The 14,477-nt window shown below is 61.5% G+C and carries 12 protein-coding genes; all 12 read left to right on the top strand.

Annotated elements, in window-relative coordinates; all coding sequences use genetic code 11:
• The first annotated feature begins 2 nt into the window (after positions 1–2).
• The 12 genes from recO to pgsA all read left to right on the top strand — a co-directional run bounded on the left by recO (position 3) and on the right by pgsA (position 14,477).
• Positions 3–779 carry a DNA repair protein RecO gene (gene recO / locus Q0G18_RS01685; RefSeq protein ID WP_297148925.1) on the top strand — a complete coding sequence of 259 codons (777 nt, stop codon included), beginning with the start codon at positions 3–5 and terminating at the stop codon, positions 777–779.
• 16 nt (positions 780–795) lie between these two features.
• The gene (locus Q0G18_RS01680) at positions 796–1,044 is read left to right on the top strand and encodes a TIGR03905 family TSCPD domain-containing protein (protein ID WP_297148923.1); all 249 of its coding nucleotides are present in this window, start codon (positions 796–798) and stop codon (positions 1,042–1,044) included.
• 177 nt (positions 1,045–1,221) lie between these two features.
• On the top strand, positions 1,222–1,509 hold the full coding sequence (gene rpsO, locus Q0G18_RS01675) for a 30S ribosomal protein S15 (RefSeq protein ID WP_158048528.1): 288 nt from the start codon (positions 1,222–1,224) through the stop codon (positions 1,507–1,509).
• Between the two features lie 164 nt (positions 1,510–1,673).
• Positions 1,674–3,893: a polyribonucleotide nucleotidyltransferase gene (locus Q0G18_RS01670; RefSeq protein ID WP_297148919.1), complete on the top strand. Its 2,220-nt coding sequence runs from the start codon at positions 1,674–1,676 to the stop codon at positions 3,891–3,893.
• 39 nt (positions 3,894–3,932) lie between these two features.
• Entirely contained in the window at positions 3,933–4,709 is a 777-nt protein-coding gene (dapB, locus tag Q0G18_RS01665) for a 4-hydroxy-tetrahydrodipicolinate reductase (RefSeq protein ID WP_297148917.1), read from the top strand.
• A gap of 98 nt (positions 4,710–4,807) precedes the next feature.
• Entirely contained in the window at positions 4,808–5,704 is an 897-nt protein-coding gene (gene dapA, locus Q0G18_RS01660; protein ID WP_297148914.1) for a 4-hydroxy-tetrahydrodipicolinate synthase, read from the top strand.
• A 69-nt stretch (positions 5,705–5,773) separates the two neighbouring features.
• Positions 5,774–7,633, top strand: coding sequence for a ribonuclease J (locus tag Q0G18_RS01655; protein WP_297148912.1), 1,860 nt, complete (start codon positions 5,774–5,776; stop codon positions 7,631–7,633).
• 84 nt (positions 7,634–7,717) lie between these two features.
• A complete protein-coding gene (locus tag Q0G18_RS01650; RefSeq protein ID WP_297148910.1) occupies positions 7,718–10,324 on the top strand; it encodes a DNA translocase FtsK 4TM domain-containing protein in 2,607 nt (868 codons plus the stop codon).
• Between the two features lie 3 nt (positions 10,325–10,327).
• Entirely contained in the window at positions 10,328–11,473 is a 1,146-nt protein-coding gene (locus Q0G18_RS01645) for a helix-turn-helix transcriptional regulator (RefSeq protein WP_297148907.1), read from the top strand.
• Positions 11,474–11,487: 14 nt separating this feature from the next.
• Complete coding sequence (locus Q0G18_RS01640; RefSeq protein ID WP_297148905.1) at positions 11,488–11,985, top strand: YajQ family cyclic di-GMP-binding protein; 498 nt, start codon at positions 11,488–11,490, stop codon at positions 11,983–11,985.
• Positions 11,986–11,997: 12 nt separating this feature from the next.
• Complete coding sequence (gene rimO, locus Q0G18_RS01635; RefSeq protein ID WP_297148902.1) at positions 11,998–13,311, top strand: 30S ribosomal protein S12 methylthiotransferase RimO; 1,314 nt, start codon at positions 11,998–12,000, stop codon at positions 13,309–13,311.
• Positions 13,311–14,477: a CDP-diacylglycerol--glycerol-3-phosphate 3-phosphatidyltransferase gene (gene pgsA / locus Q0G18_RS01630; RefSeq protein ID WP_297148900.1), complete on the top strand. Its 1,167-nt coding sequence runs from the start codon at positions 13,311–13,313 to the stop codon at positions 14,475–14,477. The genes rimO and pgsA overlap by 1 nt, the downstream gene beginning before the upstream one ends.

Raw genomic sequence — 14,477 nt, 5'->3', positions numbered from 1 at the left:
TCGTGGCACGCCCCACCTACACCGCGCGCGTCATCGTCGTGCGCAAGACGAAGCTGGGGGAGAGCGACCTTATCCTCACCCTTCTTGCCGAGGACGGTTCGCAGCTTCGTGTGGTCGCCAAGGGGGCGCGCAAGCCGAAAAGCAGCTTCGCTTCGCGGCTCGAACTCTTCTCGGTGGCAGACGTCCTCTGCGCGAAGGGCCGCTCGCTCGATGTAGTGTCCGAGGCGCGACTCGTCGAAGGAAATGCCGCCCTGCGCGGCGACATCGAGCGCACCTCCGCCGCCGCCCCTATAGCCGAGCTCGTCGAGCGCACCACGCAAGCAGGCCTCGAATGCCCGAACCTCTTCGCGATGACGCAGACCGCGCTTCGGGCGATGTGCAACACCGACGCCGCAGGCGCGCCTTCAATCGCTGCCGGCCATCTTCTGAAGGCGTTCGCCATGACCGGTGTGCGACCCGTACTCTCCGAGTGCGCCGCTTGCGGAAATCCCGTGACGCCCCTGCCAGACGGCTCGCTCGCCTTCTCCCCGCGCGAAGGCGGTGTGATATGCTCGCACTGTCGAGCGCATACTGAAGCCGGCTACATCGACGCCCAAGCCGCCGAATGGTCGAACTTCCTTCTGCGCTCGACGTTTTCCGACATCGCAGGCGCGCGCATGGGGGTACGCGAGGCGTTCTCGGTGCTCGATCTATGTCAGAGATGGTGCGTCGAGCATGTCGGCTGCAGGCTTCGCTCGCTCTCGTTTATGTTCACGAGCGGGCTTTACGAATCGAAATGACGGAAAAGAGGAAGAAATGTACACCTACCGAACCAAAGGGGTTTGCTCGCGCGCCATCAACGTCGAGGTCGAGGGCGACACGATCAAGCACGTCGACTTCATCGGCGGATGCAACGGCAACCTGAAGGCAATCTCCAAACTCGTCGAGGGCAAAGGCATCGCCGATGTCTGCTCGATCCTCGACGGAAACACCTGCGGCAACCGCTCTACGTCGTGCGCAGACCAGCTCTGCCACGCCCTTCGCGAGGCGAAAGCGGCCGAATAACGGCAAGATTGTGCAGAACAGGTGGGAATGCCCCTTATCTCGCTTGCCGCACCGAAGACGTCCCATTACAATAAGCAGGCTGTCATAACGGCAGCTGGTTCGCCCCTAGTTCGCATGCGCCACCCGCTTGCCTACCCGGGACGATCGAGAGCTTAGATACTTGAAAGGTGGAAAACAATGGCAACGAAGCTCAGCATCTCCAAGGAGAAGACCGCCGAACTCATCAAGGAATTCGGCAAGTCCGACAACGACTCCGGCTCCGCCGAGGTCCAGGTCGCAATCCTCTCCGAGCGCATTCGCAATCTTACCGAGCATCTGAAGTCCCACAAGAAGGACAATCACACCCGTCGTGGCCTGATGAAGCTCATCGGTAAGCGTCGCGGCCTCCTGAAGCATATCAAGGAGCGCGACATCGAAGAGTACCGCGCACTCATCAAGAAGCTCGGTATTCGCGACAACATCTAAGCTTGGAACGTGGGCCCGCAAGTTGCGGGTCCCGTGCTATATGCAAGGCGGTCGCGCATCGCATCCGGCGGGCGCGCTCGTGGAGGCGGGGGAATGTGAGTACCCCGCAGCCGAAGAAGCTCAGGCGCAATAGGGCGCATGAGGCTAAGAGAAAGAAAGAATACATGGAAAAGATCGTCGAATCCTTCGAGCTGTACGGCAAACAGTACCGCTTCGAGACTGGCGAGCTGGCCAAGCAGGCAACCGGTGCCGTGCTAGTCACCCAAGGCGACACCACGATCCTCGTGACCGCCGTCGTCTCCAAGCAGGAGAAAGACTACGACTTCTTCCCCCTCACGGTCGACTACATCGAGAAGATGTACTCCGTCGGCCGCATCCCCGGCGGCTACCTCAAGCGCGAGGCGCGTCCTTCCGAGAAGGGCACCCTGAACGCCCGCATGATTGACCGTCCGATCCGCCCCGGTTTCCCCGACGGCTACAAAAACGAGGTCCACATCGTCGCAACGACGCTCGTGTGCGACGGCGAGAATCAGCCTGACGTCATCTGCGTCGGCGGCGCGTCGGCGGCACTGCTTGTCGGCGGTGCCCCCTTCGACGGCCCTGCCGCCTGCGTCAAGATCGGCCGCAACGCCGAAACGGGCGAGTTCATCGTCAACCCCACCTACGAGGAGGACGCCAACTCCGACCTCGACCTCACCATCGCCGGCACCAAGGACTACATCTCCATGGTCGAAGCGGGCGCTAAGGAAATCTCGGAAGAGGACATGCTCGCTGCCATGACCTTCGGCCAGGAAGCGATCGCCGCGTTCTGCGACAAGCAGGCCGAGTTCATCGCTAAGGTCAATCCCACCCCGATGGAGTACAAGCTCCATACCCCCGCTCCTGAAATCGCTGAGCGCGTCGAGCCGTACTTCGATCGCATGTCTGCAGCACTCAAAGATGCCGACAAGCTCTCGCGCATGGACAAGGTCGAGGATCTGAAGGCCGAGATCACCACCAACGAGTTCACCGACGAAGAGCGCGCAAGCTGGGGCTCCGACATCGCTGCCGCGCTTAAGAAGCTCGAGAAGAAGGCCATGCGCAAGATGGTCATCGAGACCGGCGAGCGCGCCGACGGCCGCCGTCCGGACGAGATCCGCCCGCTGCACATCGTGCCCGGCTACCTGCCCCGCGTTCACGGCTCCGGCCTCTTCCAGCGCGGCCAGACCCAAGCGCTCTCCATCTGCACGCTCGGCATGCTCAACGAGTGGCAGCGCCTCGACACCATCGAGCCGGTCGAGGGCAAGCGCTACATGCACCAGTACAACTTCCCGCCCTACTGCACCGGCGAAGTCGGCCGCATGGGCTCGCCGAAGCGCCGCGAGATCGGCCATGGCGCCCTCGCCGAGCGCGCGCTTCTGCCCGTGATCCCCTCCGAGGACGAGTTCCCCTACGCAATCCGCGTGGTCTCCGAGATCATGGAATCCAACGGCTCTTCCTCGATGGCTTCCACCTGCGGCTCCACTCTCGCGCTCATGGATGCGGGTGTGCCCATCAAAGCCCCCGTCTCCGGCATCGCCATGGGCCTTATCAAGGAAGGCGACGACGTCGTCATCCTTTCCGATATCCAGGGCCTCGAGGACTTCCTCGGTGACATGGACTTTAAGGTCTGCGGCACGTCGAAGGGCATCACCGCACTTCAGATGGACAACAAGGCTAAGGGCCTGTCCGTCGACATCCTCGCCCGCGCGCTCAAGCAGGCACACGAAGGCCGCGCATTCATCCTGAGCGCCATGCTCGAGAAGCTGCCCGAGCCCCGCGCCGAGCTTCGCGACACCGCGCCGCGCATCGAGACCATCCACATTCCCGTCGACAAAATCCGCGACGTCATCGGTTCCGGCGGCAAGGTCGTCCGCGGCATCCAGGAGGAAACGGGCGCCAACATCGACATCCAGGAAGACGGCACCATCCACATCGCCGCAGTTGAGGGCAAGGCCGGCGAGGCTGCCAAGGCCATGATCTTGGGCATCGTGAAGGAGCCCGAGGTCGGCGAGATCTACGAGGGCGAAGTCGTCGGCATCAAGGACTTCGGCGCCTTCGTGAAGCTCACGCCGGGCAAGGACGGCCTGCTCCACATCTCCCGCGTCGCCAACGGCCGTGTGGGCAAGGTCGAAGACGTCCTCTCCCTGGGCGACATTGTGAAGGTGCAGGTTCTCGAGGTTGACCCGAAGACGGGCAAGATCTCGCTCGATCGCCTCGACAAGCCCGATGCTCCGGAAGGCTCCGCCGACAACGGCCGCGAGCATTCTCACCGCAACAACGACCGTGGTGAGCGCGACATGCGCCCCGGGCGCAGCCAGCGTTCGAGCAACGGCCGCACGCCGCGCCGTCGCCACGAGGCTTAAAAACTAGCACTATCCGATTGCGAAAGAAACGGGGACACCATGATTAAAGTAGCTGTTTCTGGATGCTTCGGCCGCATGGGTTCGGCGGTCATCGACGCCGTGAACGCCGCAGACGACATGGAAGTCGCCTGCGGCATCGACCCCTTCCCCAAAGAGGGGGCGACGTTCACGGTCTACTCCTCGATGGAGGAGGCTGTGGCTGCCGGCGGGTTCGACGTCGTCGTCGACTTCACGCAGCCGAGCGTCATCGAGGGAAACCTTCGCTGTGCGCTGCCTGCGGGCATCGATTGCGTCGTCGGCACGACGGGACTCTCCGATGAGAAGCTCAACGAACTCGCCGCGCTCGCTCCTTCCGGGACCTGCTTGTTCTACGCCCCGAACTTCACGACGGGCGCGGTGCTCATGATGGAGTTCGCCAAGGCGGCAGCCCCTTACTTCCCCGAGGCGGAAGTCATCGAGATGCACCACTGCAACAAAAAGGATGCGCCTTCGGGAACGGCCATGCGCACGGCGCAAATCATCTCAGATGCCCGCGGCGGCCGCGCAAGCGAGGCGCCTGGGGCCGAGACGGAACTTCCAGGTGCTGAAGGTGCGCGCGGCGCACTCGTCTCGGGCGTTCCGGTGCACTCCGTGCGCTCGATGGGTTACGTCGCAAGCCAGGAGGTTATCTTCGGATCGATGGGGCAGACGCTCACCATCCGTCACGACTCCTGGGACCGAGCGTCCTATATGCCCGGCGTTTTGCTGGGTATCAGGAGCGTCGGTGCTCGTGAGGGCCTGATTGTAGGTTTGGAGAACTTCATGCATGAGGCGTAATCCGCCCTGCGCACTTTGGCATAATAGATAAATCGAGCATATGTTCGCCTCCTTGCCTTTATGGCGGGGAGGCGCACGCATGAATTAAGGAGACGCCCATGTCGAACGTTGAACCCCGCTTCGGTCGCCTGATTACCGCTATGGTCACGCCCTTCAACGATGAGCGCGAACTCGACCTCGACCGCGCGCAGGCACTTGCCACGCGCCTTATCGAAGGCGGTAACGACTCGCTTATCATCAATGGAACCACCGGCGAGAGCCCCACGGTCTTCTACCCTCAGAAGATCGAGCTTTTCCACGCCGTCGTCGAGGCGATCGGCGGCAAGGCCCCCGTCATCGCCAACGTGGGGGACAACTGCACGGCCGACACCGTCGATTTCGCCAAGGACGTGGCGAAACTTGGAGTCGACGGCTTCATGTGCGTCGTCCCGTACTACAACAAGCCCCCGCAAGAGGGAATGTACCAGCACTTCAAGACCATTGCGGATGCGGTGGAGCTCCCCATTATCCTCTACAACATCCCGGGCCGCTGCGTTGTCAACATGGAAGCTGAGACCACGCTGCGCCTCGCCAACGATTGCGAGAACGTCATCGCCGTGAAGGAAGCGTCCGGCAAGATGGACCAGATCGCAACCATCGCCGCTGCTGCCCCCGAGGGCTTCAGCGTGTATTCCGGTGACGACTCCGCAACCTATGACGTCATGCGCCTCGGCGGTGCGGGTGTCATCTCGACCACCGGCAACGTCGCGCCGGAGCGCATGAAGGAGCTCGTCACGAAGTGCGCCGAAGGCAAGTGGGACGAGGCATGGGCTGCCCACGAAGCGCTTCTGCCGCTTATGAACGGCCTGTTCGAGACCTCGAACCCCATTCTTGTGAAGGAAGCCCTCAAGCTTGTCGGCTTCCCCGTCGGCGGCGTGCGCCTGCCGCTTATCGACGCCACCGCCGAGCAATCGGCACGCCTCGCATCGATCATGCGCGAGGTCGGCGTCCTTTAATCGATCAGCGCGAACGCCCGCAGGTGAATTGCGCCTGCGGGCGTTCGCGTACCGTGATAAAGGAAATATATGGAAAAGGAAAAACATACCGAATCAGCTTCTCGGCAGCCCGACAACGGTGCCGCGGAGAAGGGAAAGAAAACCAAAACATACAAGCACGTGAAGCTCGAGCATAAACGCCCCCAGCTCACCAAGGGTGGGGAAGCGGGCGACGGCGCTCAGAAGAAGCGCAAGCCCACCCAAAAGAAGCGTTCATCGAGCGCGGGCAAGGACCCCAAGGCCAAACTGAAGATCATCCCTCTTGGCGGTCTTGACGCCATCGGCAAGAACATGACCGTGTTCGAATGCGGAAACGACATGATCGTCGATGACGCGGGCCTTATGTTCCCCGACGACAATCATCCCGGCGTCGACCTTATCCTGCCGGACTACACCTATGTGCTCGAGCACGCCGACAAGCTGCGCGGCATCGTCATCACGCACGGCCACGAGGACCACACGGGCACGATCCCGTACCTTCTGAAGGATCTCGATCGCCCGGTTCCCATCTATGCGACCAAGCTCACACTCGGCCTCATCGAGGGAAAGCTCGCCGAGCACCGTATCAAGAACGCTAAGCTCGTTGAAATCAAGCCCGGCCAGCAGGTGAAGATGGGCTGCTTCACGACGGAGTTTTTCGCTGTGAACCACTCGATTCCCGGCGCCGTGGGCGTGTTTCTACAGAGCCCGGCTGGCAACGTGCTGCACACCGGCGACTTCAAGCTCGACCAGACCCCGATCGACGGCGTCCACTTCGACTTCGGTGCGCTTGCGCGCTACCACGAAATCGGAGTCGACCTCATGATGAGCGACTCCACAAACGCGACGAAGTCCACGTTCACGCCGAGCGAGGCCGAAGTAGGTAAGACCCTGAACCGCATCATCAGCCAGGCGAAGCAGCGTGTCATCATCGCATCGTTTGCGAGCCATATCCACCGCATGCAGCAGATTTGCGACGCCGCGCGCGCGAACGGCCGCAAGGTTGTCGTCACAGGCCGCTCGATGGTGCAGAACACCGATATCGCTCGCAAGCTGGGATATCTCAACATTCCCGACGAGGACCTCATCGATGCTTACGAGCTGAAGGGCATCCCGCCCGAGAAGGTCGTCATCATGTGCACGGGCAGCCAGGGCGAGCCGCTCTCGGCCCTCGCGCGCATCGCGAACGGCGAGCACAAGACGATCGATATCGAGGAAGGCGACACCGTCATCATCTCGGCGACGCCTGTCCCTGGCAACGAGAAGGCTGTCACGCGCGTCATCAACTCGCTCGCGAAGATCGGCGCGGACGTGTACGACAAGAGTCGTGCGCGCGTCCATGTTTCGGGACACGCGGGTGCTGAGGAGCTCAAAATCGTCCTCTCGATCGTGCAGCCGAAATCCTTTATGCCCGTCCACGGAGAGTCGACGCACCTACGCGCCCACGCTCGCCTTGCGGAAGCAACCGGCGTACCTAAGGACAACATCTTTTTGTGCGAGAACGGCGAATCGCTCGAGCTCACTCCCCGCGGCGTCCATCGTGGCGAGGTTGTTCAGAGCGGCATCGTCTACGTCGACGGGCTTTCGGTCGGCGACACCTCGCAAGACGTCCTCGACGAGCGCTGCGCACTCGGCGAGCAGGGCTTTGCTTGCATTGCGGCTGCCGTCTCGCTTTCGCGCCACGAGGTACAAGGCGAGGTCCAGGTGGAGATGCGCGGCATCACCGGCGGAGACGACGCCTACCTCGCGCGCGACGCAGAAGCTGCCGTGAAGAGCGCGCTTCGCAAGGCGCTTGGCAAGAACGCCACGCTCAAGGAGGCCAAGAAGGCCGCACGCGACGCGCTTTTGTCCCTGCTGTGGGAGCGCACCAAGCAGCGCCCCATGGTTATCGCCAACCTGCTTGAGATTTAAACGACCCAACATGCCCCTGCGCCCCAGCGACGCGGGGGCCTGCTTCGCAAACACGCAGCACCAACGAACCAGTTAGGAGCAATAGTGGCTCGGAAGCCATCTTCGTCGTCGAGGAACACCGCCGCGAACCGTCGCTCGCAAGGTGCGGGGTCCGGGAAGCCGGGCACGCGCAAGGGGCGCAACCCCCGCGCCCAGAAGGCGGCTGACGCCGAGCGCGATTCCCGCAAGCTCATCGACGAGTACGCGAAACGCGATATCGTGGGCATCGCCTTCACGGTCGCGGCGGTCGTGCTCTTCATCGCGGCTGTCATGCGCTCCGACGCTATCGTGACTTCCTTCATCTCGAGCGCGCTTCATCTCACGCTCGGTATCGGGGCCTATATCCTGCCGTTATTTTTGCTCGCAATCGGAATCACCTTCCTCATCCGCTTCGAAGCCGAACGCGTGCCGACCCGCGTGGCGGTAGGCCTTGCGCTCGTCTTCGTCGCACTTCTCGCGGTGTTCGCGCTCGCAACGCCTTTGCCTGAAGGGGCCGACCTCGCAAGCATACTTTTCAGCGAGCACGAGCTGACCGTTCGGGGCGGCTATATCGGAGCAGGCATCGCCTGGCTCGGAATCACCCTGTTCGGGCAGGTCATCTCGATGGTCATCGTCATCGGCGTCGCTGTTGCCGGCGTGTGCATCATCGGTTTCTCCATCTCCAAGCTCATTGAGAAAATCAGGGAAAGCCGCGCCGAGCGCCGAACAGAGGAAGGTGCGGGGTCTTCTATGCCCTTCGCAAGAATTCGCCGCAACTCAAAGGGAATCGATACGGCAGATGAGGAAGCTCCCGAGGTCGACGGCAGTGCCGAGACGCGGGTCATCGCCGCGCATCCCCTGGCAACCCCCGAATCAATCGCACAGGGAACGTCTTCCTCCGCGAAAACCCGAACCCTCGGCCGCGCAGAGCGCAAGGCGGCTCGCCTCGCCGAGCTCGAGGAGCAACAGGCGAGCACTTCCGATGGGGGAGAGGCTCAACCTGCCTCGATGCCGACCCGCAGGATCGAGCCCATCGAGGGCACGTCATCATCGCTCACGCGAAAGCTCGGCAAAAAGGCTGACTCCGACGCAGCGGCACCGCAAGAAGAAGCGCCCAAGCCCAAGAGGGCGGCGCGCGCGAAACTGCCCGCAAGTGCCCCGACGCCGCTCGAAGGGTTCACGCTGCCCTCGATGGACCTGCTTTCCTATTCCAACGACCCCGAGAAGGACCGTGCGTCCGAGATCGAGCTCCAAGATACGGCTGCCCACCTGCAGGAAACGCTCGCCGACTTCCATATCATGGCCGACGTCGTCGGGTGGGTCGCAGGCCCCACGGTCACGCTCTTCAAAGTAGACCTTCCTGCAGGCGTGCGCGTGAGCCGCGTCACGGCGCTCTCCGACGACATCGCGCTCGCGCTCGCCGCCCCGGGTGTTCGCATATTTGCGCCTATTCCCGGAACGAACTACGTCGGTATCGAGGTACCTAACCGTACTCGACAGACCGTCTTTCTAGGCGATGTTCTCAAGGACGCCGAAGGCGGCCCGCTGCTCATGGCCATCGGCAAAGATGTCGAGGGCACGTCGATCATCACCGACCTCGCGAAGATGCCCCACCTGCTCATCGGCGGCACAACCGGCTCCGGCAAATCGGTGTCCATCAACGCGATGATCATGTCGATTCTCATGCGCGCGACGCCCGCGGAGGTCCGCTTCATCATGATCGACCCGAAGCGCGTTGAATTCACACCCTACAACGGCATTCCCCATCTCTACGTTCCGGTCGTGACCGAGGCGAAGGAGGCAGCGAGCGCGCTCGCCTGGGGCGTTGCCGAGATGGAGCGCCGTCTGAAGGTCTTCTCGAAGGTCGGCGCCAGAAACATCGGCCAATACAACGCGAAGGTTCACGCAGCGATAGAGAACGCGGAGGCAACCGAAGAGCCCGTTCCCGAGGAGCTCGCCACACAGCTTCCCTATATCGTGATCATCATCGACGAGCTTGCCGACCTTATGATGAACGTCGGCAAGGAAGTCGAGTTCTCCATCAGCCGCATCGCGCAGCTTGCCCGTGCCGCGGGCATCCACCTCATCGTGGCGACTCAGCGCCCCTCAACCAACGTGGTGACGGGCCTCATCAAGGCGAACATCACGAACCGCATCGCGTTCAACGTGGCCTCCGGCATCGACTCGCGCGTCGTTTTGGACACCCCTGGCGCCGAGAACCTCATCGGCCTTGGCGACATGCTCTTCAGTAAGCCGGAGTACGCGAAACCGCAGCGTATCCAGGGGTGCTATGTCTCCGAGGACGAGATCAATGCCGTCGTCGACGCGCTGAAGGAACAGGGACAGCCCGAGTACCACTCCGAGATTTTGAAGACCAACATCGTGACGAACCTCTCGCAGTCGCCCGACGGTTCAGGCGGCACGGTGGAGGAGGACGACCCGCTTATCTGGGAAGCGGCCGACATCGTCGTGTCATCGGGTCTCGGATCGACCTCGAACATTCAAAGGCGCTTGAAGGTGGGGTATTCGCGAGCAGGTCGTATAATGGACATGCTTGAGGAACATGGAGTTGTCGGTCCGCCCAACGGCAGCAAGCCGCGCGAGGTTCTCGTCGACGCCATGGAGCTCGAGACACTGAAAGCATTCGAAGCGAACGACGCCGCAAAGGAGTAGAAGGTGGCTAGCAATACGACATTCGGCGCTGTGCTCAGGGAAGCGCGCGAACGCCGGGGGATGGACGTTCAATCCGTCGCGCGGCAGATGCGCGTTCGCGCCGACATCATTCGCGCAATCGAAAACAACGACTTCACGCGCATGCCGCCTCGCGGGTACGCCAAGAACATGGTCGCCACCTACGCGCGCATCGTCGGCGTCAACCAGACGACCATCACGCGGATGTACCTCGAGGCCGCAAACGCCTACGAGACGGGGAAGATGAAAAACGACTCGTCGCGCGTGCCGAACATGAGGTCGCAGCGCTCGTCGCGCGGTTCGAACTCACGTCAGGCCGACGATTCATCGCGAAGGTCATCGGGACGCCTCATGTTCGACGATAGACATGACGCGCGTGGAACTGCTCGCGGAAACGACCATGTGCACACCTCGCGCAGGCCGCTCTCGCCGGGAAGCCCTCAGTACACCAACCTCTACGCGGCACCGCAGAACGTGACGCAACAGCGCCCGAAACTTCTATTGCTCATCGGCATCGGCATCATCGCCGTGATCGTCATCATCATCTGCGTGTTCGTGTTCGGCGGCAAGGAATCCCAACCCGCTCAGGAAACGCCGACCGTGCCCATCACGGGCTTGTCGGATACTTCGAACAAACAGGCGCAAGGCGACACCGACAGTTCATCGGACGCAGACTCCCAAACCCAGCAGTCTTCCGTCGCGCCGACAAAGGCCACCTTCACCTACAAGGTCGCGTCGGGTTCGAGCGTCTACATCGAGATCTACGAAAACGGATCAAGCTCCGCATCCGTTGCTGAGACGGTTACAGGCCCGGCCGAGAAGTCCTTCGACGTCACGACCAAGCTGCGCTTCATCTCCGACGCTTCGAGCGCCGTTGAGGTCACCGTCGACGGGGAGAAAGTCGACTTGACCGAGAACAGCAACGGCATGTACGACTACACCGTCGACTTCTCGCAGATCCTCGCAAAATGGCAGCAAGACCACGGCCAGTCGTCCTCGTCGTCGAGCGCATCCTCAAGCGATTCCTCGAAATCGACTTCGACGTCGTCGTCCAGCAGTACGAAAGGCACCACCTCTTCTTCGTCGAGCAATGCAACCTCAACGAAGAGCACGACCCGTACATCCGAATAACCAAGGAGGCCCACATGGCAAAGGAATCGAGCTTCGATATCGTTTCGACCGTTGACATCCAGGAAGTCGACAATGCTTTTCAGCAGGCTAAACGCGATATTTCGCAGCGCTACGATCTGAAGGACTCGGGCGCTGAGATCACGCTCGACAAGCAGAACAAGACCCTTGGGATCCACGCACCGGCTGACTTCGTCGCCCGCCAGGTGAAAGACGTGATCGGCAGCAAGCTCGTGAAGCGCGGTATCGAGCTTACCGCTGTGAAGTGGGGAGAGCCGCAAGCCGCAACCGGGCAGAGCGTGCGTCTTTCCGCCACGATCGTCGACGGCATTGACAAGGAGACGGCAAGCAAGATCAGCAAGGACATCCGCAACCTCAAGCTGAAGTGCAAGGCGACCATCGAAGGCGACAAGCTCCGCGTCTCCTCGGCTTCCCGTGACACGCTTCAGGAGGTTATCGCCTTCCTGAAAGGCCAGGACTACGGCCAACCGCTTCAGTACACGAACTATCGCTAGGAATCCTTGTTCATGACAGTGGAAGTTACCCAAGGCGGCGGGCGCTCCGTCGCCTTCATCACGCTCGGCTGTGCCAAAAACGAAGTCGACTCCGAGAAGATGCGCGCAAAGGCGAAAGCCGCGGGCTACCGAATCGAGCAAGACCCCGAGAAGGCAGATGCGATCGTCATCAACACCTGCTCGTTCATTCAGAGTGCTACAGAGGAAAGCCTCGAGGCAATCTTTGAGGCAGCGGGTATGGAAAACGTCGCCTCGGGAGACGCCAAGCTCATTGTCGCAGGTTGCATGCCGGCACGCTACGGCGACGAGCTTGCGGCGGAGCTGACCGAGGCCTGCGCTTTTGTCCCCTGCAGCAAGGAGGACGATCTCGGAGAAATCCTTAATGCCCTGTTCGGAGGCTCGCCCGAGCGCACCGCGTCTGACGATGACTACAATGACGAGCCCTCAAGCGTCTCGGCGTACGTGAAGATTTCCGACGGCTGCGACCGCTTCTGCTCATATTGCGCGATTCCCTATATTCGCGGGCGTTACCACTCTTTCGCACTCGAAGACATCGACCGTGAAGTGGCTGCTCATGTCGCGAAGGGTGCACGGGAAATCGTGCTCATCGCGCAGGACACCGGCCGCTGGGGACAGGACTTCGAGGAACCGTCATCGCTTGCAGCGCTCATGGGCGAGCTTGCGCAGCACTACCCATCGACGTGGTTTCGCGTCATGTACGTCCAACCCGAGGGAATCACCGACGAGTTGCTCAAGACCATAGCGGATCGCGACAACATCTGTTCCTACCTCGATATTCCGCTCCAGCATGTCGACAAAACGCTTCTACACGCCATGAACCGCGCAGGCTCACACGAGAAGTATCTGGCACTCGCCGAGCGCATTCGCGCAGCAATTCCTGACGTCACCTTGCGCACGACGCTGATCGCTGGCTTCCCCGGAGAAACGGAAGACCAGTTCGAAGAGTTATGCGATTTCGTCTCCGAAGGGCTTTTCGACTACATAGGCGTCTTCGCGTACTCCCGCGAGGAGGGCACGGCCGCATACGAGCTGCCTGGGCAGATCGACGAAGACATCAAAGCCGAGCGCGCGCAGACCTTGCGAGACCTCGCAGACGCATCGTGCACACCGCGCATCGCGCAACGCGTCGGGCGGGAAATGGACGTGCTCGTAGAGGGCATCGAAGAAGACGGTCAGCTGTTCGGCCGTGCGATGTGCCAGGCACCTGACGTTGACGGCGAGACCTACCTCACCGAGGGGAACGTGGGCGACATCGTTCGTGTCCGAATTGCCGACACGCTGCTCTACGAAATGGAGGCCGAGTAATGTCGACCGAGTTGAAACCGGGGGAGACCGACAAGCTTTGGACGATTTCCAACATCATCACGCTCGTGCGCATCTGCCTCGTCCCGGTGTTCGTCGTCGCGCTTATCACCCCCTGGCCGACCTGGTTCAGTATTGCAGGCGTTTCATCGACCACGAAAAGCCTTATCGCGGCCCTTATCTTCATTCTGATATCATGTACGGATTGGCTTGATGGCTACCTCGCGCGCAGCCGTGGCGAGGTGACGAACTTCGGCAAGTTCATGGACCCGCTTGCGGACAAGATTCTTGTCTGCGCAGCGCTACTCGCGCTGGTTGAGCTCCGGGTCCTGCCTTCTTGGCCGGTGCTCATCATCTTGGCACGCGAGTTCATCGTGTCAGGCATTCGCATGGTCGCCGCAGACAAGGGCGTTGTCATCGCGGCAAGCTGGTATGGCAAGGCGAAGACCGTCACACAGATCATCGCGATCGTGCTGTTCATCGTGAAGGACTCCATCCTCCCCGTGACCAGCCCGAATCCCTTCGATAACCCGCTCTACGTGCTCTCGTGGCTCGCCATGATTGTAGCGCTCGCACTCACCATCATCTCGATGATGGATTACTTCGCAAAGGCGCGCCACCTTCTCGGACTCACCACGAGCAAGGAACGAGCTCTCCTGCGAGAGGAGAACGCGAAGAACGAAACGAACGAGGACATCGCACGTCGCGTCATCGAAAGCGCGAGCGAGAAGGGTGCGACCATCGGGTGCGCCGAGAGTCTGACAGGAGGCCTCATCGCGGGCACTCTCACAGCGATTCCCGGTAGCTCGCAGGTCGTGCACGGCGCGATTGTGAGCTATGTGAACGACATCAAGCATCGCGAGCTCGGCGTTGACGCGGAGGTTCTCATGACCGAAGGGGCCGTCTGCGAAACGGTCGCCCGGCAGATGGCAGAGGGCGCACGCAAGAACCTCGATGTCGACATAGCCGTCGCTGCGACGGGGATCGCAGGTCCCGGCGGGGAGGAGCCGGGCAAACCGGTCGGCACCGTATGGGCCGCGGTTTCCACGCAAAACGCCTGCGAAGCGACGTGCTTCCATTTCGAAGGGAATCGCGAAGAGGTTCGCAATGCGACAGTTCGGGAAGCTTTGCGCATGATCGAGGGCGCGCTTTCGACGAGTTTCGCTTAA

The sequence above is a fragment of the uncultured Ellagibacter sp. genome (assembly GCF_934636505.1).
Classification (GTDB): Bacteria; Actinomycetota; Coriobacteriia; order Coriobacteriales; family Eggerthellaceae; genus Ellagibacter.
The sequence above is the reverse complement of the archived record's forward strand: the minus strand, read 5'-3'. Positions and strand labels throughout refer to the sequence as shown.

What these genes read in the sequence shown, in the direction of transcription:
- Q0G18_RS01680 (WP_297148923.1), top strand. Translation starts at nt 796, where the DNA reads ATGTACACCTACCGAACCAAAGGGGTTTGCTCGCGCGCCATCAACGTC.
- rpsO (WP_158048528.1), top strand. Translation starts at nt 1,222, where the DNA reads ATGGCAACGAAGCTCAGCATCTCCAAGGAGAAGACCGCCGAACTCATC.
- Q0G18_RS01670 (WP_297148919.1), top strand. Translation starts at nt 1,674, where the DNA reads ATGGAAAAGATCGTCGAATCCTTCGAGCTGTACGGCAAACAGTACCGC.
- dapB (WP_297148917.1), top strand. Translation starts at nt 3,933, where the DNA reads ATGATTAAAGTAGCTGTTTCTGGATGCTTCGGCCGCATGGGTTCGGCG.
- dapA (WP_297148914.1), top strand. Translation starts at nt 4,808, where the DNA reads ATGTCGAACGTTGAACCCCGCTTCGGTCGCCTGATTACCGCTATGGTC.
- Q0G18_RS01655 (WP_297148912.1), top strand. Translation starts at nt 5,774, where the DNA reads ATGGAAAAGGAAAAACATACCGAATCAGCTTCTCGGCAGCCCGACAAC.
- Q0G18_RS01640 (WP_297148905.1), top strand. Translation starts at nt 11,488, where the DNA reads ATGGCAAAGGAATCGAGCTTCGATATCGTTTCGACCGTTGACATCCAG.
- rimO (WP_297148902.1), top strand. Translation starts at nt 11,998, where the DNA reads ATGACAGTGGAAGTTACCCAAGGCGGCGGGCGCTCCGTCGCCTTCATC.
- pgsA (WP_297148900.1), top strand. Translation starts at nt 13,311, where the DNA reads ATGTCGACCGAGTTGAAACCGGGGGAGACCGACAAGCTTTGGACGATT.